Consider the following 21,673-nt stretch of genomic DNA (forward strand, 5'->3'; position numbering starts at 1 on the left):
CAACTAAAAACCCGACTATGGCGGTTTGGCTTCAGTGAACGGCCGTCGCAGTCAATCTCCAGCCGTCAAGCTTTGCAGACTTTCAGCTTGCCCTTGGCGACAGCGAAGCTGGCGACAATGCCGTCGGCCTCAAATCCGGCGAGGGCTTTGCTCACAGCGCGATTGAACTCTTTCTGGACGTATGTTGAGCCTGATGCCAGACGCATCTTTTCAAGATTGAACTCGAACAGGCATGAATCAGCCTTGATGAATCCATATAGCCATGTCCCAAGCCCGTCCTTCATGCCGAGGCGCTCGCGTGCTTTCAGGAAGGTTAAGTTGCGCTCAAAGATTGGTGCAAGTAGGCCCGACAGCCAGATTGACCAGCCCCCGACTTTCGCAAGTCGCGCATCGCTGATGAAGGACATCGCGAGCATGCCTTTCTCGTAATAGACCCGAGCACGGGCATCTGCAAGGCGAAGAACTGCATCCTCCAGCTTATTGACGCTCTCACCGCTATCTGCCCAACCCAAGTCTTCGCGGCAAAATGCACGCGGGAGGAACTCAATCGCGCCGTCTACGCGCACACCCGCTCTGCGGCGTAGCAATGCAAGCAGTACCCGCAGGTCGTCCTGGCGCAGCTCCTCACCCTTGAATTCAATCTTGGTGTTACCGTAAACCGCGACTGAACGAAAAACGTCCGAGACCGCGCGGGCTCCGGAGCCGTGACCAAACAGGTTTGATTTCAAGAGTATGGGCTCAAACGCTAACGTGCCTTTGTAGAACTTCGGCAACGACTTTTCCGCGTAAAACCGTTTCTCTTCGAGTGATTCAACCTGTCCGGCGGCATTGATAAATTGAGCGAGTATGTCCATACAGAGCATCCGAATTTGTTGGTAATGCCCTGTATAGATACCAGGAGGACGAAGCGGCGCCGTCTTGTGTGGAAACGACGCCGCTCCTCCAGAGTACCTTTACATCACACCAAATCAATATCCATCGAAGCTAGAAATTCCCCCATATCACCACTCATTCCTCGGTGCCAAAGCTGCTCCAGCACGTCGGCCAACGCAACTTGTTGAACCGAAGTCAATTCCAGGAGCTTGTTGATAAGCGGGCCAACGCCACTAGACTCATACTCGTCCAACTCGATACCAAGTTCGTGGCACAGGTTGGATGCGAAGCGACTTACCTGGTCAGGGGGAAGCAAGTCACCCTGGAAGCAGTTCAGCAAAACGATGATGTCCCGCTCACTGAACAATCCACTGAGCGTAGGGCGCGTTTTGCGCAACAGCCAATCAAGGCGACCAGTTGCGAACAGCGCGACCTCCTCTGAGTTGAGGCCGGCGCCGTTGTTCGCATGCTCGCAAAGATAGCTTGCCATGTTCTTTGTTGATGCGTTCCACGACTGCTGGCGTCCAAATGGAAGACGCTTCGAAATAGCTGGAAAATTTTCGACAGTTGCTGCAACAGTATTCAGTTCATTGCTTTTCATGATGTTTCCTTTGGTGGTGAAAGAAGCGCCAGCCGACTATTCGGCCAACTACTCGGTGTAGCTTAATAATTTATATCCGGTACGAGTGAAGCCATGGTGACCAGTGAAAACCAGACTATTTGTGTATGCCTCAGAAGGTTTAATCATTTTTTGGCGACAAAAATCCAACAGAATTTAAAATTCCAATTGAAAAATAGTGTAAAGAGCGCTAAGACGAATGAGAGCGAACGAAACGCGGCCGCAACTGGAAATAGAAACTAAGGAAACGTGAAAAACCGCGGCTGACGACAGATGTGAAAAATGACGCAGTTATGCCGTGAGGAAATAAAAAATGTATGATTTTTGGAAATTTTATTGGCAACAATGAATGCATGATAGTCCTCCTTGTATAAACGTTATTGAACTCAAATAGAGTGTAATAACGTCAAGGGGGCGTGCGTTGCCAAGACGGTGCTTCGATTAATACATGGACCTACAAAATTCTTTCACCATAAGAGTTCACACTCTTTGCAGCGGCAGGTCATCAATCGCTTTCGCAGTCAACGCCTTCAGTCCATAAGTTGCATCATAGCATTATTCGCTTAATTTTGTCAATCGACTTTATGGGATTGGCTCGATTTTTAAGCTTATCTTAATAAAGGTACGGAAATAACTCTCTAGAAAACTAATCCTTTACAGGCACCGACGCGGAACACCCTGTTGCAGAAAATCTTCCCAATAAGATTTAAACACCTAAGTGGCGCGATTGCAGGCCTGTTCATATGCGCATCCAACATCAAGATTACTAGGAAGCATCCGTCCTACTATTGAAATTGTCCAATATAAAATCGCTAGCTTCATAGACCGACATCTCGTCACCTACCGGCACGTATCGGCGTCCAACGATGGCAATTGGCACGAACTTGCCCCTATAACGAAACGAATAGAGGGTTTATGGAAAAGACAATCATAGATTTAAACGAGCTCAGCGCCTTGCTTGGCCGCAGTCCTGAAACGATTAAGAAAGACCTGAAGCGGAACCGACTTGCGGTACCTCCCCGCCTGCACATACCTGGCACACGACTTCTGCGCTGGCGGAAGGTTGATGTCGATAACTGGCTTGCCAGTCACGTCGAAGTCCAGAGTGGGAGCAGCAAATGAACGCGCGCTTCGAACCTCACCTATACGCTACGACCCTGAGTGCATCGGACAACTATGCAGTTGATGGTGGCCTTATCCACACCTGGACAGGCAACCATTGGTCAGTTACGAGCGATGATATCGCCTGCAAACAGGCATATCGCTGGATTGCAACGTCCGAACCACGTGATGCCACCGCCGAAAATGCGAAGAAAGCAGTCAATTCTGCGAAACTCTGGCTCCCAGACGTAGTGAAAGAATCGGCGGATATTGTGATTCCCTGCATGAACGGCTATGTCCAAGTCAAGAATAGTAAAGTGGAGCTCACTTCTCCCGACAAATCATTGGGACTCAAACACTCCCTCATTTGTGAGTTCCAGCCGGATTTTGGGCCAGCTACTCAATTTGAAAAATTTCTGGAAATGATTTTGCCTGACACCGCAGTGCGGTCACGCGTACAGGAATATATCGGCTATACGTTGACGTCGGATGCCCGGTATCAGAAGGCCCAGCTGTGGCTTGGGAGCGGCGCTAATGGTAAAGGTGTACTGGCTAACATAGTTCAGAAATTACACGAAAAGACCGCTGCAATCCGCCTAGATTCTCTAGACGGCTTTAGCCTCTCCGTCCTCATCGGCGCAAGTCTCATTTACGTTGATGAAGTTCCAAAGGCACGCATTAATGAGCAAATTCTCAAGAGTTTGATTGCTGGCGAGAAAATACAAATCGACCGAAAATATGAAACTCCGCTCAGCACTCACATCCGTGGGAAATGGTTAGTATTGGGAAACCATCTTCCTGCCATTACCGACCATAGCATTGGATTTTGGCGCCGGTGGGATATTATCCCATTTAGCGTGACGGTAAAAGAAAGTGAACGTGACCCGCTCTTGGCAGATAATATTATTCGTACCGAAATGCCGGGCGTCCTAAATTGGGCTCTGGCAGGATTATTACGCTTGCAGAAACGTGGAGCATTTGAAGTAACATTGCCATTAGCGATGCAGAGTATTTTAAGCGACGCAAAAAGGGAAACCAATTCGGTGCAAGCGTGGTTCGAAGAAAACGACATTATCGCATCTCATTCACTGCAATCGACAAAAGATGAAATTTATGAACATTACCGCGAATGGTGTTTACGTAATGGAATGGCATCGATGGCATCCCCGAGATTTTGGCAAACGATTCGCGGCATCGTGTCCTTGGATGAAGGGCGTAGACGAGAAGGCAGTCAGCAAGTCCGTTACTGCAATCTACTTCTACCAAACAGCCGGCAAAGAAATTCAGGCTTGGCCATAGTCGGCGGTTGAGCCGAGTATCTACTTTTCTATTCGTTGATGTGACCGGTGTCATTAGAAAATTAATGAATCTGGTCGGAGCAAAAAACGCCCATAAATATGGGCGTTTTCTTTCCCTGTGTGCCATGTGTGTCAAGCAAATTCGAAAACTATTCCATTCTCATGTAAGAAGCCACAATTTACCGTATATCTATTCGCGTACTAATTTTTAAAATTACCCAGCACACATGACACACGAAACATCAATTCTCCGATTAAGAAGAATTATGAAGGAAATACATTGCATCAACGAAACATTTTCAAAGAATAACCTGACACACTTGGCACACCTGGCACATACAATGTCAATTCATCCAGGCATACTTAAAGTATGTCGCGGACACTCCTTCATTGGCCAACGCTTCGCAACGGCGCCGCTACCGCGGCAATTACCCATGGTTCCTAGCCATGTGGCGAGGCTTTGAAAACGTCCCAGCTCTGCCAAACAACTCGCCCTGAGCTCGACAATCGAATGGTGTCGGCCGCAGGCACGGCCCGCTTCTAGTACCGCTGCTCCATTCGCGTTTCTTGGCCAACTGATGACCCCCAGGCTGCTTATCGTATGCGAATCGCCATGCATTCGCAGTGCCTAAGCGAAGAACCGGTATGTCTGGCTACGACATGTGGACTCGCATTTTCTCGTTAAACCGATGCCGGCGAAAAACATAGTGGCCGGCGCCATGCGCGAGAGACTTGTTGGCTCTCCCCCCCCCAACTCGCTGGCTTGTTCTTTCCTCCTGCTTACGCAACCACGATTCTGCCAACGACGCCCACTACCACCACTGTTAAAGCTATCCTCCACCATCCCGGTTTCGAACACTTGACATCGCCATCGTTGCTTCCCGTCGCCCGCTAGCTATACGGTTTCAGGCCATGACGCGAACATGATTTGCACAAGTCAGCACACGCGCCATTGCGCTCGACCACGGCCTACTGCGGATGCCTGGTCACCCGGCGGAGGCGGTAACTCAAATACCACTTCTCGCCGACGACATAAATCATGTCGCTACATATCAGTAGAACGGATATCACCGTTCCAATCGATTCCATCATTAGTCAAAGGATAATCATATGTATAAACAAGCGCGCATCATTGCAGTTTGCCACCCGAAAGGAGGGGTCGGTAAAACCACAACCACGATGATTCTCGCAGGTGCAATCACAGAGCGAGGCTATCGGGTTTTAGTAGCGGACTGTGATGCGCAAGCCTCGGCATCCGCCTGGGCTAACGCTGCACCGGAAGGTAAGCCATTTCCGGCGGCGGTAATCAACCTTTCCGCGTATGCAGGGAAAGTGCATCGAGAGATTCAAAAGCAGCTCGATAACTACGATTTTATCGTCATCGATTGTCCGCCAGGGTTGGATTCTTTAAGTCCCCAGTCTGCGATTCTCGTAGCCGACTTGGTTATCGTGCCTTTGCCGCCATCGCCCGCAGACTTGTGGGCGGCACGTGGGGTCAAACTTTTGATTGAGCGGGGAGCAGATTTCAATCCAGCCTTGAAAGCTGCCATCCTGCCGAATCGGGTCGTTCGGACGTCGCTCTCGAACGCAATCATGCGAGAGTTAGCTGAATTCGGCATTCCATTGATGTCGTCGCGATTAACGAATCGAACTGCGTATCAAGAAGCAGTGGTAAGCGGAGTATCGGTTTCAGCGCTAGGCCGGGATGCAAAGGTCGCGGCAGATGAGGTCAACGCACTCGCCGACGAGGTGTTGGCGCTACTAGGAGAAGGCAAGTGACGAAAAAGATGTTTGATAAGGTCAAGCTGCGCTCAACAGTTGCGCAACAAGATGTAGCCCTGGTAGACCGATTCGACAAAGCAGATTCTATCCTGCTGAAGGCTACGGAACCCACCACGGAATTGAGAACAGCCACACAGAAATCATCCGTGGTGCGGGACACGTTTTCCATGCCCCCGGATGACTATGCAAGAATCGAGGAACTACGTATTACCGCCGCCAGAGAAGGTCGTGTGTCGACGAGCAAGAGCGAGGTCGTGCGCGCCGGATTACAAGCCTTGGGCGCGCTCAATGGTCAACAATTGGTCGAGGCTCTCGGCCGACTTGAGAAGCTCGTACCCGGCAGAAAAAGCTGATTGATTTCATACCGTTATAACGATTAACTCGTTGTAACGGTATTTTTTCGTGATGCATCACCGTCAAAGGCCGCAGCCTGCTTCACTACGGCGTGTTCGTGACACCATCGGTCGCCACCAATGCGCAGGGGTGAAATGTTGCGTTGCGCCGAACCGAAGCGGTGCAATCGGCGAGCTGCATTCGACCTTGACTGCTCAACGCGTAGTCCGCGCGGAGGCTGCTCATGAACATGGGACACCCTCCCCTGTCAGTTACATCCCGGGTCGTTAAATCGTTCCAGCCCGACATCACCATTTGGTAAATTATCAGGCGCCGAAATCTATCCCCGTCGACGGAACTTCAGTCAAACATCGGGCCGCTGTCGAACATCGAGCTGCTGTCAAATGAATCCGCGGAATGGTCAACTGATGAGAAATGGCCGTGGTCACTGAGCGTGTCGGACTGCCCCCAAAAATTTCCTGTTACGTCAACGCCACCGATACCGCCCATCATCGGCATCCCGTTTGCCGGATTGACCAACATAGATTCATGCTCGAAAAAATTATCGTCAATACCACTGGCTGATGAACCCGAGCTCGAACCCGAACCCGAATCAGAATCAGAATCAGGGGTACCCGATGGCGGGAACATCAAATCGAAGAATTTCGATAGAAAATTCATTTTATTTCCTTTATTTTTATTATAGGGGAATTAATGTTAACACCGGATTTACGAGAAAGATAGCCTATTTTTTAGGCAGCATTAAAGAACAAGTTTTTTGGTACCAATGAAGTATTTTAAAAATTCCGCGCCTACCATACCTGTTTTTAATCCGTCACTATACGGGTAAGCAGAGAAAATACTGCCAACCAAAAAATAAGGACATATGGTATGCCTAGTACAACGTATATGTTTGAATTCAGAAAATCGGGGCGAGTTCTTGCATACATTTCGGCCAGAGACAAGAAACAGGCATGTGAGAGAATTCGGCACGTGAGTCATCTTGTTTGCATTCCTCAACGTTGCACAGTGAGAATTGTCGAGGAAGCTAAACGAGGCAGGGCACCCATTTTTTTCGAAAAGCACCTTCGCGCTATAGAGAAAATCTTCATGGAAGCCCTTGTTGAAGCATAACGCCCCTGCCGTCACTCTTCATCGGATGAGTTGACACTGACCAAAAATATCGAGGAAAGAATTATGAAACTACTGGATATCGCAGATATCATTGAGAAGCTTTTGGACTTGCGCATTTGCCGCCCAGAATTAGCTCGTAGAATGCCGCATGAAAAAGAACTTCCGGATGATGCAGTGCCGTATTTAATAGAACGTGTTGAGGCTGCATTTTCAGCATGCCAAAACATTACTCCAAAAACAAAGGCAATAATTTTTTCTGAACTAACGACATGGCTAATTATCAGTCATAATTTTTACTTGATACGTCTTGTACGCGAAGAAAATCCGTGGACGTTTACGTATCCAAAATCAGAACTCCATACTTATCATTGATTCAACCAGGAATATAGACTAGAGGAGCGATGGTCTGATAAGTCATAAAAATATAGGCTATATTTTCATTCTTTTCATGGCGGAACCCAGCAATGGATTCCGCCATTTTTTCATTATTTCTTCGTATCATATCAACGAAAGTTGGACTCGACGCCATAGACCGCACCATTTATCCTGAATTTCCACGAAAGATGTAGAGCGATTTACCATGTGTTTACCCTCGGTTCAGGATTCAAAGTTCGAGGGAAACGGGGGCAAGTAAACCTGCCCCCGTTTTAATCATAAAAATACAAAAACGCACCTATTTTTCAGAAATATGAAAAATCAGCGGTCACCTAAATATCATCAGCATTTGCACCCGCCAAGGTGCTTTATACTATTCCAATTCCTGCCAAGGAATCAGAAACCTGGCCACTGCCAAGCAGCACAGGTATAGCCTTATATATCACACAGTCGACGCTTTTCGCGTCGGTTAAGACTTTCGTGTCACTCCCGAGGGAGCAAGCAAACAGGTTTTCGTGCGAACCCTCCGTTTGCCTGGCTTGCGCCATCACTAATCATCTTGCAGCCGTCGGCGCGATACGGTTACCCGCATCTCGGTTGAAGCATTGTCTCAAGGGTAGTCAGCCCCATCATTGACAACGCCGTTTCCGGCCAACATTCCCGTCTTCACCATGGAGTATCTTCGAATAAGTAGCCGTGCTTAAGAATCATTGAATCCCGTTTCCAGCGGGCGAACACCGAGGTGTCCCGTCGCGCAGCCAAGAGGCCCAAACGCTTGCGCTTCTCCAAAGTTCCATCAGTTCGCACAAATGAGGGGTACTACCCACCTCATCCCACGGCAAGACCTTCCGGTCCGTTTCTTACTCTCCCAATGCGACGCCTGGTCGATAGCATCCCTGCCATCGACGTTAGTCGCAATTACACCCTTAAGCTCTCCCCGAACCCAACGTGCTTGCGCAAGTTGGTGCCCCGCGTTCATGCCGCTCTCTGTCGAGCTCACGGACATGTCCCTTCGTTTGTTGAGATGCGCACCAAGCCCCTTGCGGGTACCTGGCAGAGTTCTGGGTGTGGGTAGCTTGCGGACGCTTTCGCGCCCCGATACAAGTCCAGGATTTGATACCTGGTCTCTCCATAGTTTCGGATTTCATCTGCTTTCACATATCGGGAGCCCTGGTGGACACCGAGTGTTCCTGCAGCGCCGCGCTCTTACGAGGCGGTCCTTTGAGACGGTCGCGCCCTCTCATAAAGACATGAGACGGTGTGGGTCAACCAGGGAGTGGCGCTCCCTGGCTGCCCGTTATCGCCGGACGGGCACGATTATGTGCATCCGGCGGTCCCGACGCTACTGCAATTTGCTCGACTAAAGCAGACTGCAGTGCATCAACTGTGTGTAAGGCTCTGGGGCGTTGGCGCGCCCCCAGAGCCAAGAAAATTGGCTTGAGGGTGGCTGGCCCCGTAATAACACTGGCTATGAGTGTCCTGGCCTGTATAGCGAGGTAACAAAAGCCTTCTCGAAATTTTCTTGGCCTCTTTTTAGGTGCCTTCGGCACAGTGGATGAAAACACGTAGCTCCAGCTGGAGCCACTGCAATTTAGAGCCTGTTTCTCCCCTATTCCGCTTTCCCGCTCTTACATGGCGCCATGTCGCTATACAAGGAGAAATCAATTTTAAGGAAGTCGGAAAATGAACAAGAAATCCTACGCAGTACACGTCGCCGTAACCAAAACCGCAGCAATGCGCTATATCGCTGAGACAGCGGGACATGGCTATCACCTATTTCAATCTGGTGTCGTTCCAGCGGCAAAGGTACTTCAACTAATAAGAAAATTCGATGATAGCTACCGTGTCCTGGCAACCCGCGGCATGCGGGATAACGACCGCTTGCGAGGTCGCTCTTGTGCGCGGCTGGTACTTTTCCCGGCGGTAAGTTCTCCCGAAGAGAAGCCCGAACGCGAATGGCTGTTCTGGCTCATGGCGACCGAAGGAGTCGGAGAACTGAGCAAAGAAAAGCGAACTATGGACGCGCGTGAACCGGCTTCGCGTCTTTCCTGGGAAAAGCAGTACGCTCTAGTGTCACGTCCCGTTCGCCGCCGAAATGGTGACCTTGACTATGTCTGGACGTGGGTACTTCAGGACGGCTTCATATCGCGTTGGCGCCACGCTTTTGCTAAAGCCGCGGGGCGCGTGCGTTCCAGCAGGGAACGAGAGCCAAACTATCTCATCAAGCTTGTGACGTCATTGCGCAGGCTTCCTGGTTTTCAAGGCATCAATCGTCAAAAGAAAGCGCTAATCACCGGTGCCGACATTCCTCGCACTTGGCATGCTGAACTGAACCTGATGCAATTGGGGACGGTCGTCAACAAAGCATTGCCTGTGTTCCATCCAGAGAGAACAGTCGAAAATATGCTGAAGGGCGCCAATCTTCCTCCGCCTATTTAATCTTCCTAACCAAGGGGGAGGGGGGCTAACAGACAGCCCCAAACAACAGTCGCTATGAAGCAATGCCTGCGGACGTAAGAGGTACTACGGCCTCAGTTTATTTGTACAATAAGGCATATGAGAACGGCATTCTTCTGCATTGGCAAGCTGAGAAATTTGCAGCCCCGACATAGCGCATGGTAGGCGGGAAACGACGTACTTTTCCCTGCCCCCTGGGTCGAGAAAGGGGCAAAGGCGATGTATTATGAGGGTTGTAGCATATAGCCTGGCGCGGCAATACCCGGCCAGAGTTCGAAAAAAACGTCAGTGCTACTTACGCCGCCACTCCGAGGCGAAGCATTGATGTGCAACGCTCTTGCAGCTGCAATACTCATCTCTCCGATACTCGTGAACCCAGACTTATCTGCGACGACGCAATCGACGCTCCTCCCATTGAATGTAATACGGGCTTTGCAACCCCTTACCACCCCAGCGGTTGCTTGTACTATCAATGGGGGCACCACTACATACGGCACTGTTTCTGCATCCACATACGCAAAAGGGTCGTCCGCGCGTTTTCCCGGGCTGCGATACCAAGTCATTGAAGCGATAACGCCGCCAGGGAAAACACGTGGCTCATTGTCAGACCCAAGTATCACTACGTCACGGGCCCACTCTTTCTTACAAATTACCTTCCCGTTGACCCTGGCCATGCCTCCGTTGGCCAGAAAGTCACTTCCTGTATCATCTTCCTTATAGGCAGGAGGAGCTCCACTCTGACCGTTAGCGCCATCAGCATCAATTTTTCCATCGGCATTGAAGTACACTCGGCCATCGTCATCCTCCCAAACATCGCATGTGCCTTCCTTACCCATAATTGACCCCAAAATTCTCGACATCCCCCACTCCTTGACAGTAAGTTTAAAGCCAATCGTAAATGCCAGCTGACTGACCATGGTTGGTACAACACAATTCCTGTAGGTACTCTTGAGCCATTGTTCTAGGCAAAGGAGTGGTTTTGAAGTAGAAGAGACAAACCAATCTTGTCCACCGCCGCACCGGCAACTATGCAAACACATCAAAAAAAGGTGATGTCACTTCAAGCACACGCGGTGTTGTTCTGGTTACTCAGCTGACTTAGCAGTTAGAGGGGCTAGCTAATATGCAACAATGAGGCCTTCGACAAATCATATCCTAGTGGCCTTGGTTGCAATTTTTACAACCACAAGACACAAGCGACAGCCAAGTTTCAACAACGTGCGACATTACTTTGGCAGTGGTGGTTCGTCTAGCGTCAGAGTTAAAAATCCGTTTAATGCATAGACTTGACTTGGTAAAATTTACACCGCCCAAGAAGAGTTGCATCGGCTGGCCTTACTATAGCTGCAATGAACTCGTTCTTGAGGATTATCAAGATAGTAAATTTAACTGAAAAAACAATCACCAATTCTCACATTACCCTAAAAAATTCCATGAAAGTGCCCAAAGTGGTATCGGAGCTTAGGAACACCGTTTGTAGCACTCAGGCCAACTAACCAGTCTGACGTATCAGGAAAGCCATCTTAATTAGACTGACGGCGAAAAAATCCAATCTTTTTCGAGTCCAAACCCGTAGATGCCAGCCCAACAAGCAATTACAGCTTCTTCATCCGGGAATTCACATCCCAAAGCATACTCTCATCGCGGCTCGATTCAAGCCAACACCTGGAAGAGGCCTTCGATACTCTCTCTGTCGCTTAACACCTCGCGCATTCGGTACCAAAGTAAAAACCTCGCCACTTTTTAGTGCATGTGGGGTGTCGAGCAAAGAATACTTGTCAGATTAGCGATGGGCTCTATAGTAATCTTGCTAATGGAAAACTATCAATATACTATGCATTTTGAATAATTGAAGCACAACCAGCCGACGGAGTCGTATATGCCTGCCTTCAGAGATGTCGTTCTTTCCACTGCTTTTATCAACTTAGTGGGTTGTGCAAATGTGACGAAAAACAACACCCCAATTCCTATTTTTGCCTCACCTTTCGAAGCTCAAAACATGCCCGAAGTGGCGAGTGATTCCGGAAAAATTGAGTGCAGCATGTCCGCTCCCAAGAGTTCTGACAGCTCTATTCCCTCAGAGGTTTCACAATTTTCAGTGTTGTCTTATTGCGCCTATACCGGGAATATTTCAACCTACCAAGAGGCTTTTGTCGCTAAGGGTATATCGCTGGCAGACCAAACTTGCGGAATTTTTTTCAGAGAGCTTGAAGCTAAAAGAACCGGCTCCGAGTATCTTCAATCTAGCATGAATATCGCGGGTAGCGCATTAACCGTAATATTGGCAGCGTCCGGCTCCCACGCCCGAGCTGTGCTCAATACCGCAACGCTCCTCACCGCTTCGAATGCTTGGTTCGAGACTTACAAGTCGAACTTCATTCTGACGCCAGAACTAAGTAAATTGCAATCCAAGCTGCAGACAGACCTTAAAGACCCGTTAGCAGCTCAGATGAATGAAAAAGCTTCGAAAAAAGGCTACACAACCTTTGATGATGCGAAGCGCGATTTATTGAAGTACGATGAGCTATGTTCGCATCAAATCTTGTACCAGATTGTTTCAGAGAGTGTTGCCACAGCCAAATTGGAAACCTTTGACTCACCTCCCTCAACACCCTCCTCTCCAAAATTGGCAAAGGCTCTAGCACGAATAAATGCAATTTACAGTGCCGCCTCCAACAATGCTGCTGGGATTTACGGCCCTGGTGAATTTGAGTCTTTGTATGCAATAGCGGTGATGGCCGAAAGCAGAACCGAGCGCCTAGCTTTCGCCGAACTCCTGAAAGAGGAACGTCCTTCCTTAAAATCACATATTGAAGAACTTAAGCTCGATGGAGATATGGACCCTGTAATTCTTGAGAAGTTCGAATACGCAGGTGAGTTACTCGGTCTAGCACGCCAGGAGTTTGTGATAAGACTCGTGACAACGTTGCGGGCTTTAGCAAAAATCAACAACGACCTTGAAAGCGCTAGGCAGTCCTTGAAAAGACTCACTGCGAATGAGAAGGCTGCGCGTTTGCAACGAGGAGACAAATCGGAGCCCTTCACTGGGCGCACATCTAAACCGCATGAGCAGACGGTAGTTGATAACTTAGCCTATAACCGAAAGACCTTAATCGACAGTTTTGAAAAATTGCTGGCTGCTCCGCCCCCTATCCTTGCATCCGCGCAAAGACCCATTTCGTTCAAATTCCGTGTCAATCGTTCTAAAGACTGAAACTGAGTGTTGCCATGCCAAATTTCCCTGATAACTTTGCTCACCGTCGCGCATTACTGGTCCTTAGTGCGGTTGCCGTGGGCCCCACAGCGGGCCTTGTCGGATGTTGTCTATTGAAGCTGCACGACATTGTGTGCCCTATACACTCGCCAACACATACCCGAAGGTAATTACTATTAATATTATTTATACGATATATACCATAAACATCTCACTGCTCAACAATCCTAGGCGACCTCGTGCGAAAAAAAAGACCCCGCATCTGCGGGGTCGAATCAATCAGTGCCAGGTACCGACCTGGCCATCCAGGAACGTCACGAATTCTTCGCTGAACACCGCGCCGTCATAGGTATCGTTGAATTCGTAAGCGTCTGACACCTCGACGCCAGAAATCCGCTCGCCCATTTCCACCGCGCGCTCCAGTGATAGCGCCTCGATAACCATGTTTCGGTAATCGCTGACCGGGTGTGCTGTGTGCACAATATATGTTTTTTCCATTGCTGTTGTCCTTTTAGATTTTAGATGTCCTGCATTTCATATAGACACCTGCGAAAAAGGAGGTCAGACAGCCGTCCCTTTCTTGCTCATCCCGCTCAGACAACGACCGCAACGAATTGGTCACACGCTTCAGCCACGCAACGCCCCGGTCTTGTCTGCTACCGCCGCAGTCAAAAGAAAATTTACTTCACACTCAGCGCATAATTTTTCAAAAGGAATAAATCTTTTACGTATACGAAACTTCACAACCGTAATCGTAAAGGTACTCATGAAAAAGGCAGCGAAAACCACCAGCTCCGTCGCGACGGCGCCAAGACACGCAAATAGGAAAACAGGCGCGGCACAAGCACGCCAGGACACGCGAAGCAAACGCGAGCTCATCCTCACCCGCATCGCGGTCACGGATGTAGGTGACACCAAGAAAGCCCTGATTGCCGCTATCCGCGCCGTGGGACTACCTGGCAATCCGACGAACGTCGCGCACGTGCAGGAACTCCGTAATGACTTTGATGCCGCACGCCGCAACCGCCGCCTCAACCACGCAAATGCCAAGGCCGCCAAGGCGATTTCGGCGCTCCCGGCACCTATCGGCCGCCCGGCAATCCGATTACCTCTTGGTACGCCTGCAGCGCGCCTGATAGCGCTACGCAAGCGGACCGTAACGCAATACGCTCAACAAGCATTTCGTCATGGCGCGTCAGGTGGCACCAAATTCACTGTGCATTTCGCGGAAAAAACGACCGACGTCACATATACGACTGACCTCGGCAGGAACTACGACCTCTATCGAGGTGCGTACAAAGGCTGGGGCGCGAACGTCGACTTGCATCAAATTCGTGTGCCTGCAGACTGGCGTATGCGTGTTGAGCGCAAAGGTCTTGCCCTACTTGGCGGCTTGATGACTCTGGATGCGCTTCAGATAGAGGCGCCTGCCGGCATCGAACTTTACGCTGCCGTCTGGGCCAGCCAAGGCCGTGGTTATGCTGTCAGAACAGAGCGTGGGTTCATTGCCGTTGTCGGCAGCGAGAGTTTTCATAGTGATACGGCCGACGGAGCAATTTCGGGTCTGCGGCGGAAAGGTCGAAGCGCGCCGACAAGGGTAGCGATGATTGCCGACATGAAATCAGCTGTTAACGCTTTCATCACAAAATACACGAGGTACGACATTGATGTCAGTCTCGATGACGCGCGCAGGTCAGGAAGCTGCGAGTATGGCATCCACTCCTGGTGCGTGTCCGTCGGCATTGATATTTGCCGTGCACAAGTGCCAATGGTTGAGTTGCTGGAGGGTTTTCGCCGCTTGCCTCAGACAGAGGTGCGCCGCGCGGCGCTGAGCGCGGTAAAGCGTGCCAAAAGGCTAAATCGGTTACCTATTACTTTAGACCGTAACCAAACAAAGGCCTGATAATGTCTGCTCGTATTTCTCTGCTTGAAAAAAGTGCTGTCACCCAACGACTCGGCATTTGTGAGCGCACCCTGGAAAATCTTGTAAAGGCACAGAAATTCCCAAGAGGTCTGAAGCTAGGCAAGAACATCGTATGGGATGAGGTCGCCGTCGAGAAATGGTTGGCCAACGCCCTGGAGCCGCAGTTGAATTGGATGCCACCGCAGCGCCCCCGGAAAAGCGCGCGTCTTAGCTGACCAATAAGCGCCAACGATATGATGAATTCGTATCGTTGGCGCGCATCTCAGTTCGGCTCCAGGCTGAGATAGTAGGACACTTCCAATTTTCCGTTCATTCCAGAATTCATTAAGCCTGACAATCTTTCACTCCCGAGCCCCATTGGCCCCCGATCAGGGGGCCAATGGGGCTCAATCGCTTACTGCTGTGGCAAATTAGCCTCGCGAGTAGCATCCGTGGGGCACGTGGCAGTAATTCCCATGCGCTCACGTACAGCCCTTGTGAGGCGGGTTGACCGTTTGCGATTGAGCATGTCAGTTCCGGAACCACTCGCTGGCGGGGGTACTTGCAACACCGGCGACGCCGGTTCCGTGCGGTCCATCACATCGAGGACGTCCTGGCTGACCAGATTTACATACGTCTGCGCCATTGTGATGGTTTTATGTCCCAGGACTTTCATCAACTGATGGCTACTGAAACCACGGCGGGCGAAATCAGTCGCGGCAACGTGGCGAAGGTCCCTGAATTGCAGGTCAGGGATACCTGCGTTCGTACGCACCCCATCCCAGGCGCAATCAACTGCATTGGCAGTCATAGGAAATACCACCCCGGACTCGTGCCGCGGCATTTCCCGGAGCACCCGGACCGCATGCTGAGTCAATGGAACGGCAATTTGTCCTGTCTTAGACTCCACCACGAAGATTCGTCCATCAAGGTCGACCTTGTCCCAGCGCAACGCGAGAAGACTTGAACGACGCAAGGTCGTTTGTAACTCAAGTTCGACCAACGGCCAGAAATAGGGGTTGTCGCACTCAGCGAGAGCGTCCCACAAGCGCTTGCGCTGCTCTTGCGTGATAAAGACAAATCGTGCGTTCGACTTCCCGAGTTTGATGCCTTTACAAGGATTTTCGAATCCCTTCCAGCTCCACTCATTAGCCGCCATGTTGAACATGTGCTTGAGAAGTGCGACCTCCTTTTGAACGCTGCTCTCGCTCAGGCCTTCCTTTTTCATATCGGCAACGAGACGTCGCAGGTCGGCCGTCGAGACGGCGCTGCAGCGCGTTTTGGCCAGTTCTGCGATACGCAGGTAGGTTTGAGAACGCGCGGCGCGGCGTGCGTCGTTGTGGCCCTGCCAGGACTCGGGCAGAGTGGAACGGTCGTACTCCGCCAGCGCATGCCCCAGAGTGTCATTCTGCACCCTCTTTAGTCGCGCCATCCCGGCACCTTCCAGATAGTGGTTGATGCGGTTGAGCTCACTGGCGAAGCCGCGTTTGTTGACAGTGTAGAGCTGCGCATACAGGCGCAGCGCATCGGCCAGAGTGGCCATGGTCGGGCCGCCCAGCTCCGGTGCGTGCTGTGCATTGGCGTTCGCCAACTGCTCGGCAATCCACTGGACGCCATCGTCGTATCGGTCGAAGTCTTGTGCGGGGCGCTTGCCGTTTGCCAGCGTGACTGTGGCACGCCATTTGCTGCGGTACTTGAATGGTTTTGCCCCCTTAGCCATGGCTCACCTCCACAGCCGGGAAGATGAACGGCTGGACAGATACGGGATGCGAGAAGGAGCCGGCATTAAGGGGATACGGCTTGGTGCGTTGTGCTGGATAGTCAAGTAGAACAGTTTTCATGCGTTGCCTTTGTAAAATGAAGGGACAACGCATTACAGCTACCGAACTTATATGCCAGGAATCCGGCTGTGGCGGTGCTGCAAGCAGCGCGAGCGTGCAAAGGCGCAAATGACCGCAACGCGACGCATAGGGACGCTGGTGCCGCCAGGGTTGCGCGCTATCACTTGCGCTATCAAACTCCACCTTTGGGCCGTAAACGACAAAGGCCTTCCGAAGAAGGCCTTTGTTTTCAACGCTTTATTCTGGCTCCCCGACCTGGACTCGAACCAGGGACCTGCGGATTAACAGTCCGTCGCTCTACCAACTGAGCTATCAGGGAAAAGAGGCCGCATTCTATAGGGGAAATTTTACGATGTCCAGATTTCCCCCAGAAAAATATGTATTTCCCCGGTTGCGCCTTGCCCGTCGGTCAGCCGGGATGCTCTTGCGGGTAGTAGTCAACGACCAGCACCCGGCCCAGCCATGGCTTGAGCTGCTCGACAAAGGCCAGGTGGGCCGCATGGGTCAGGTACCCGTCGCGCGCGGCGGCATCATCGAAGGTCAGGGTAAAGCAATCGGTAAAGCCGTCATCGAGGCCTTCCGGGCTGACGTTCGGCCCCCATTCGAATTGCCGCACGCCGGGAATGCGGTGTTTCAGCTGGGAAAACTCATAAACGAGCTCGGCGTGCTTGGCAGACGTGATGCCATCGAGGAAGTCGCACAGGACGATGTGGCGCAAGGCGGAGGTACAAGTCATGGGAAGGTGCTCCTGAAGTGATGCATTCAGGATAGCGCAAAACGCGATCACGCACAGGCAAGCCCCGCTGGCGGCGCCGGAAAACAAAAAAGGCCATGTTTTTCAACATGGCCTTCCGAATTCTGGCTCCCCGACCTGGACTCGAACCAGGGACCTGCGGATTAACAGTCCGTCGCTCTACCAACTGAGCTATCAGGGAAAAGAGGCCGTATTATATAGGCCAAACTTGGCGCTGTCCAGATTTCCATAGGGAAAATCTTATCTTGCCTCAAGCTGCGCACCGGCGGCGCAAAAACAAAAAAGGCCACGTTTTTCAACGTGGCCTTCCGAATTCTGGCTCCCCGACCTGGACTCGAACCAGGGACCTGCGGATTAACAGTCCGTCGCTCTACCAACTGAGCTATCAGGGAAAAGAGGCAATATTATATGTCGCTTGTTCCATATTTGCAAGACCGATACTGCATCCTCACAAACATGGCCATCGCCGACTTTCTACCGCCATCAGCGCCACACTTGCATGCAGCGCCGAAGAAGCAAGATCTTAAAGCACTTTGGCGATCGCGTCAATAACGATGTCGATATTGCGCGAATTCAATGCTGCCACGCAAATACGGCCCGTGTCGACGGCGTAGATCGATTGCTCGCGCAGCGACGCCACCTGCTCCTTGGTCAAGCCCGAGTACGAGAACATGCCGATTTGCTGGCGCACGAATTCGAAGTCGTGGCCTGGCGCCTTGGCTTTCAGCTTTTCCACGAAGGCATTGCGCATTTCGCGGATGCGCACGCGCATGCCGGCCAGTTCCTCTTCCCACAGCTGGCGCAGTTCCGGCGTGGCCAGCACGGTGGCGACCACCTTGCCGCCGTGTACCGGCGGGTTCGAGTAGTTGGTGCGCACGACGCGCTTCAGTTGCGACAGCAGGCGTGCCGCTTCGTCGGCGCTGGCGGCGACGACGCTCAGGGCGCCCACGCGCTCGCCGTACAGCGAGAACGATTTCGAGAACGAGTTCGATACCAGCAGCGGGCCGCCCGCGTCGGCGAAGCGGCGCACCACGGCGCCGTCTTCGGCGATGCCGTTGGCGAAGCCTTGATAGGCCATGTCCAGGAACGGCACCAGGCCGCGCGACGTCACCACGCTGATGATCTGATCCCACTGGGCCACGCTCAGGTCGGCGCCGGTCGGGTTGTGGCAGCAGGCGTGCAGCACGACGATGGAGCCGGCTGGCATGGCGTTCAGGCTGGCCAGCATGCCGTCGAAGTTCACGCCATGGGTGGCGGCATCGTAATACGTGTAGTTATTCACGACGAAACCGGCGTTCTCGAACAGCGCGCGGTGGTTTTCCCAGCTTGGGTCGCTGATGTAGACCTGGGCACCCGGCGCGAAGCGCTGCAGGAAGTCGGCACCGATCTTCAACGCGCCCGTGCCGCCGATGGCTTGCACGGTCACGGCGCGGCGCTCTTGAATTACGGCGCTATCGGCGCCAAATACGAGTTCTTGCACAGCCTTGTCGTAGGCGGCGAGGCCTTCGATCGGCAGGTAGGTGCGTGGGGCGGCCTGTTCGATCAGGATGGCTTCCGCCTTGCGTACGCAAGCTAACAGAGGCACTTTGCCGTTGTCGTCATAATAGACGCCGACGCCCAGATTGATTTTGGCGGGATTCTGGTCCGCGTTAAATGCTTCGGTGATGCCCAGGATCGGGTCGCGTGGGGCCATCTCGATGGCGCTAAACAGACTGGCAGAAACAGTTGGGTTCGTCATGATAAGATTGGATTCGATTGGAAGCAGGTTCACAGCGGAGTTGTAGACAGCGCCCCAAAATACAACGCCAGGGCCGCCAGCAGAGCACTATTCTAACAAAGGTCTGATTCACATGCCCGAATTATCTACCGCCAGCGAGGCGGAAAGCGCAATTATCTCTTTCCCGGACTCCCCCTTCAAGCTGCACCAGCCCTTCCCTCCGGCCGGCGATCAGCCCACGGCGATCGCCCAGTTATCCGAGGGGATTGCCGACGGACTGGCCTTCCAGACGCTGCTGGGCGTGACCGGTTCCGGCAAGACCTACACCATGGCCAACGTCATCGCGCGCATGGGCCGGCCCGCCATCGTCTTCGCGCCGAACAAGACGCTGGCGGCGCAGCTGTACAGCGAGTTCCGCGACTTTTTCCCGCAGAACGCGGTCGAATACTTCGTCAGTTACTACGATTACTACCAGCCCGAAGCCTACGTGCCGCAGCGCGACCTGTTCATCGAGAAGGATTCGTCGATCAACGAACATATCGAGCAGATGCGCCTGTCGTGCACCAAGTCGCTGATGGAGCGGCGCGACGTCATCATCGTCGCCACCGTCTCGGCCATCTACGGTATCGGTAACCCGAACGAATACCACCAGATGATTTTGACCCTGCGCGTCAAGGACCGGGTCGCGCAGCGCGACGTCATCGCGCGCCTGATCCAGATGCAGTACACGCGCAACGAAGTCGATTTCGGCCGCGGCACCTTCCGCGTGCGCGGCGACACCATCGACATCTTCCCCGCCGAGCATGCGGAACTGGCCGTGCGCCTGGAAATGTTCGACGACGAGATCGAATCGATCCAGCTGTTCGACCCGCTGACGGGCCGCGTGCGGCAAAAGATCCCCCGCTTCACCGTGTACCCGGGTTCGCACTATGTGACGCCCCGCTCCACCGTGCTGCGCGCCGTGGAAACCATCAAGGACGAGCTGCGCGAGCGCCTCGAGTTCTTCCGCAAGGAAAATAAACTGATCGAAGAGCAGCGGCTGGAACAGCGCACGCGCTTCGACCTGGAAATGATGGCGGAAATCGGTTTCACCAAGGGTATCGAGAACTATTCGCGCCACCTGTCCGGCGCGCTGCCGGGCGAGCCGCCGCCCACCCTGGTCGACTACCTGCCGCCCGATGCCTTGATGTTCCTCGACGAGTCGCACGTGCTGACGGGCCAGCTGAGCGCCATGTACAACGGCGACCGCTCGCGCAAGACCAACCTGGTTGACTACGGCTTCCGCCTGCCGTCGGCGCTGGACAACCGGCCCTTGAAATTCGAGGAATTCGAGCAAAAGATGCGCCAGACCGTGTTCGTCTCGGCCACCCCGGCCGAATACGAAAAGACCCATTCCGACCAGGTGGTCGAGCAGGTGGTGCGCCCGACGGGCCTGGTCGACCCGCAGATCATCGTGCGCCCCGCCAGCAGCCAGGTGGACGACCTGATGTCGGAAATCGTCGAGCGCATCAAGAAGGATGAGCGCGTGCTGGTGACGACTTTGACCAAGCGCATGTCGGAGCAGTTGACGGAATACCTGGGCGACCATGGCATCAAGGTGCGCTACCTGCACAGCGACATCGAGACGGTGGAACGCGTGGAAATCCTGCGCGACCTGCGCCTGGGCACCTTCGACGTGCTGGTGGGGATCAATCTGCTGCGCGAGGGCCTGGACTTGCCGGAAGTGTCGCTGGTCGCCATCCTCGACGCGGACAAGGAAGGCTTCTTGCGTTCCGAGCGCAGCCTGATCCAGACCATCGGCCGCGCCGCGCGCAACCTGAACGGCACGGCGATTTTGTATGGCGACCGCATCACGGATTCCATGCGCCGCGCCATCGACGAGACGGAGCGCCGCCGCGCCAAGCAGATCGCCTTCAATACGGCCAACAACATCATCCCGATCGGCGTGAAGAAATCGATCCGCGAAATGATCGACGGCGTCTACAGTCCGCAGGAAGCGCGCGAAACCCTGCAAGTGGCGCAGGAAGCGGCGAAGTTCGAAGCCATGAGCGAAAAGCAGGTCAGCAAGGAAATCAAGCGCCTGGAAAAACTGATGGTCGACCACGCCAAGAACCTGGAGTTCGAAAAGGCGGCGCAGGTGCGCGACCAGCTGCACATCCTCAAACAGCAACTGTTCGGCGCACCGGGCACCGATAACGTGGCGTCGATACTGGGCAAGTAAATGTCACGCCAGGCATGGGGGCTGGCCGGTCGCGCATGCCATTGCGTCATG

General features: G+C 52.7%; 17 protein-coding genes and 3 tRNA genes. 9 read left to right on the forward strand and 11 right to left on the reverse strand.

The window, feature by feature from the left end; all coding sequences use genetic code 11:
* Positions 1-65: 65 nt before the first annotated feature.
* Both O0881_RS08510 and O0881_RS08515 read right to left on the reverse strand, forming a co-directional pair.
* Entirely contained in the window at positions 66-854 is a 789-nt protein-coding gene (locus O0881_RS08510) for a hypothetical protein (RefSeq protein ID WP_289910901.1), read from the reverse strand.
* A 104-nt stretch (positions 855-958) separates the two neighbouring features.
* Positions 959-1,474, reverse strand: a complete 516-nt coding sequence (locus O0881_RS08515; protein WP_289910902.1) for a hypothetical protein — start codon at positions 1,472-1,474, stop codon at positions 959-961.
* A gap of 1,136 nt (positions 1,475-2,610) precedes the next feature.
* Between O0881_RS08515 and O0881_RS08520 the strand changes: the two genes are divergently transcribed.
* From O0881_RS08520 to O0881_RS08530, 3 genes are all read left to right on the forward strand, one after another.
* Complete coding sequence (locus O0881_RS08520) at positions 2,611-3,903, forward strand: phage/plasmid primase, P4 family (RefSeq protein WP_289910904.1); 1,293 nt, start codon at positions 2,611-2,613, stop codon at positions 3,901-3,903.
* A gap of 1,098 nt (positions 3,904-5,001) precedes the next feature.
* Positions 5,002-5,670 (forward strand): ParA family partition ATPase, encoded by a 669-nt coding sequence (gene parA / locus O0881_RS08525; RefSeq protein ID WP_289910906.1) that lies wholly within the window; start codon positions 5,002-5,004, stop codon positions 5,668-5,670.
* Positions 5,667-6,026 (forward strand): hypothetical protein, encoded by a 360-nt coding sequence (locus O0881_RS08530; RefSeq protein WP_289910908.1) that lies wholly within the window; start codon positions 5,667-5,669, stop codon positions 6,024-6,026. The genes parA and O0881_RS08530 overlap by 4 nt, the downstream gene beginning before the upstream one ends.
* A 340-nt stretch (positions 6,027-6,366) precedes the next feature.
* Here O0881_RS08530 and O0881_RS08535 read toward each other — a convergent pair whose 3' ends face one another.
* Positions 6,367-6,687: a hypothetical protein gene (locus tag O0881_RS08535; RefSeq protein WP_289910910.1), complete on the reverse strand. Its 321-nt coding sequence runs from the start codon at positions 6,685-6,687 to the stop codon at positions 6,367-6,369.
* 516 nt (positions 6,688-7,203) lie between these two features.
* Here O0881_RS08535 and O0881_RS08540 point away from each other — a divergent pair.
* Together O0881_RS08540 and O0881_RS08545 are read left to right on the forward strand one after the other, a co-directional pair.
* A complete protein-coding gene (locus O0881_RS08540; protein ID WP_289910911.1) occupies positions 7,204-7,512 on the forward strand; it encodes a hypothetical protein in 309 nt (102 codons plus the stop codon).
* 1,686 nt (positions 7,513-9,198) lie between these two features.
* The gene (locus O0881_RS08545) at positions 9,199-9,954 is read left to right on the forward strand and encodes a hypothetical protein (protein WP_289910912.1); all 756 of its coding nucleotides are present in this window, start codon (positions 9,199-9,201) and stop codon (positions 9,952-9,954) included.
* A gap of 242 nt (positions 9,955-10,196) precedes the next feature.
* Here the strand turns inward: O0881_RS08545 and O0881_RS08550 are convergent, their stop codons facing one another.
* On the reverse strand, positions 10,197-10,832 hold the full coding sequence (locus O0881_RS08550) for a glycoside hydrolase family 75 protein (protein ID WP_289910913.1): 636 nt from the start codon (positions 10,830-10,832) through the stop codon (positions 10,197-10,199).
* Positions 10,833-11,851: 1,019 nt separating this feature from the next.
* On the opposite strand from O0881_RS08550, the gene O0881_RS08555 reads away from it, so the two are divergent.
* Positions 11,852-13,186, forward strand: coding sequence for a hypothetical protein (locus tag O0881_RS08555; RefSeq protein ID WP_289910914.1), 1,335 nt, complete (start codon positions 11,852-11,854; stop codon positions 13,184-13,186).
* A gap of 279 nt (positions 13,187-13,465) precedes the next feature.
* Here the strand turns inward: O0881_RS08555 and O0881_RS08560 are convergent, their stop codons facing one another.
* A complete protein-coding gene (locus tag O0881_RS08560; RefSeq protein WP_289910915.1) occupies positions 13,466-13,684 on the reverse strand; it encodes a hypothetical protein in 219 nt (72 codons plus the stop codon).
* 268 nt (positions 13,685-13,952) lie between these two features.
* Between O0881_RS08560 and O0881_RS08565 the strand changes: the two genes are divergently transcribed.
* Together O0881_RS08565 and O0881_RS08570 are read left to right on the forward strand one after the other, a co-directional pair.
* Positions 13,953-15,089, forward strand: a complete 1,137-nt coding sequence (locus O0881_RS08565; RefSeq protein WP_289910916.1) for a hypothetical protein — start codon at positions 13,953-13,955, stop codon at positions 15,087-15,089.
* Between the two features lie 2 nt (positions 15,090-15,091).
* Entirely contained in the window at positions 15,092-15,325 is a 234-nt protein-coding gene (locus O0881_RS08570) for a helix-turn-helix domain-containing protein (RefSeq protein WP_289910918.1), read from the forward strand.
* A 179-nt stretch (positions 15,326-15,504) separates the two neighbouring features.
* On the opposite strand, the gene O0881_RS08575 is transcribed toward O0881_RS08570, so the two are convergent.
* The 6 genes from O0881_RS08575 to O0881_RS08600 form a co-directional block, all read right to left on the reverse strand.
* Complete coding sequence (locus O0881_RS08575; protein ID WP_289910919.1) at positions 15,505-16,809, reverse strand: site-specific integrase; 1,305 nt, start codon at positions 16,807-16,809, stop codon at positions 15,505-15,507.
* A gap of 364 nt (positions 16,810-17,173) precedes the next feature.
* Positions 17,174-17,249: transfer RNA gene (locus O0881_RS08580), tRNA-Asn, on the reverse strand.
* Positions 17,250-17,339: 90 nt separating this feature from the next.
* The gene (locus tag O0881_RS08585; protein WP_251352090.1) at positions 17,340-17,666 is read right to left on the reverse strand and encodes a Dabb family protein; all 327 of its coding nucleotides are present in this window, start codon (positions 17,664-17,666) and stop codon (positions 17,340-17,342) included.
* A gap of 123 nt (positions 17,667-17,789) precedes the next feature.
* Positions 17,790-17,865, reverse strand: a tRNA-Asn gene (locus tag O0881_RS08590).
* 135 nt (positions 17,866-18,000) lie between these two features.
* Positions 18,001-18,076: transfer RNA gene (locus O0881_RS08595), tRNA-Asn, on the reverse strand.
* Between the two features lie 131 nt (positions 18,077-18,207).
* Entirely contained in the window at positions 18,208-19,422 is a 1,215-nt protein-coding gene (locus tag O0881_RS08600; protein WP_180278725.1) for an amino acid aminotransferase, read from the reverse strand.
* Between the two features lie 112 nt (positions 19,423-19,534).
* On the opposite strand from O0881_RS08600, the gene uvrB reads away from it, so the two are divergent.
* Positions 19,535-21,622, forward strand: a complete 2,088-nt coding sequence (uvrB, locus tag O0881_RS08605; RefSeq protein ID WP_099667101.1) for an excinuclease ABC subunit UvrB — start codon at positions 19,535-19,537, stop codon at positions 21,620-21,622.
* Positions 21,623-21,673 lie beyond the last annotated feature (51 nt).

It is taken from the genome of Janthinobacterium sp. SUN100 (assembly GCF_030397705.1).
Taxonomy (GTDB): domain Bacteria; phylum Pseudomonadota; class Gammaproteobacteria; order Burkholderiales; family Burkholderiaceae_D; genus Janthinobacterium; species Janthinobacterium kumbetense.

What these genes read in the sequence shown, in the direction of transcription:
- O0881_RS08545 (WP_289910912.1), top strand. Translation starts at nt 9,199, where the DNA reads ATGAACAAGAAATCCTACGCAGTACACGTCGCCGTAACCAAAACCGCA.
- O0881_RS08575 (WP_289910919.1), bottom strand. Translation starts at nt 16,809, where the DNA reads ATGGCTAAGGGGGCAAAACCATTCAAGTACCGCAGCAAATGGCGTGCC.
- O0881_RS08520 (WP_289910904.1), top strand. Translation starts at nt 2,611, where the DNA reads ATGAACGCGCGCTTCGAACCTCACCTATACGCTACGACCCTGAGTGCA.
- O0881_RS08555 (WP_289910914.1), top strand. Translation starts at nt 11,852, where the DNA reads ATGCCTGCCTTCAGAGATGTCGTTCTTTCCACTGCTTTTATCAACTTA.
- O0881_RS08565 (WP_289910916.1), top strand. Translation starts at nt 13,953, where the DNA reads ATGAAAAAGGCAGCGAAAACCACCAGCTCCGTCGCGACGGCGCCAAGA.
- O0881_RS08550 (WP_289910913.1), bottom strand. Translation starts at nt 10,832, where the DNA reads ATGTCGAGAATTTTGGGGTCAATTATGGGTAAGGAAGGCACATGCGAT.
- O0881_RS08535 (WP_289910910.1), bottom strand. Translation starts at nt 6,687, where the DNA reads ATGAATTTTCTATCGAAATTCTTCGATTTGATGTTCCCGCCATCGGGT.
- O0881_RS08560 (WP_289910915.1), bottom strand. Translation starts at nt 13,684, where the DNA reads ATGGAAAAAACATATATTGTGCACACAGCACACCCGGTCAGCGATTAC.
- uvrB (WP_099667101.1), top strand. Translation starts at nt 19,535, where the DNA reads ATGCCCGAATTATCTACCGCCAGCGAGGCGGAAAGCGCAATTATCTCT.
- parA (WP_289910906.1), top strand. Translation starts at nt 5,002, where the DNA reads ATGTATAAACAAGCGCGCATCATTGCAGTTTGCCACCCGAAAGGAGGG.
- O0881_RS08510 (WP_289910901.1), bottom strand. Translation starts at nt 854, where the DNA reads ATGGACATACTCGCTCAATTTATCAATGCCGCCGGACAGGTTGAATCA.
- O0881_RS08600 (WP_180278725.1), bottom strand. Translation starts at nt 19,422, where the DNA reads ATGACGAACCCAACTGTTTCTGCCAGTCTGTTTAGCGCCATCGAGATG.
- O0881_RS08515 (WP_289910902.1), bottom strand. Translation starts at nt 1,474, where the DNA reads ATGAAAAGCAATGAACTGAATACTGTTGCAGCAACTGTCGAAAATTTT.
- O0881_RS08570 (WP_289910918.1), top strand. Translation starts at nt 15,092, where the DNA reads ATGTCTGCTCGTATTTCTCTGCTTGAAAAAAGTGCTGTCACCCAACGA.
- O0881_RS08540 (WP_289910911.1), top strand. Translation starts at nt 7,204, where the DNA reads ATGAAACTACTGGATATCGCAGATATCATTGAGAAGCTTTTGGACTTG.
- O0881_RS08585 (WP_251352090.1), bottom strand. Translation starts at nt 17,666, where the DNA reads ATGACTTGTACCTCCGCCTTGCGCCACATCGTCCTGTGCGACTTCCTC.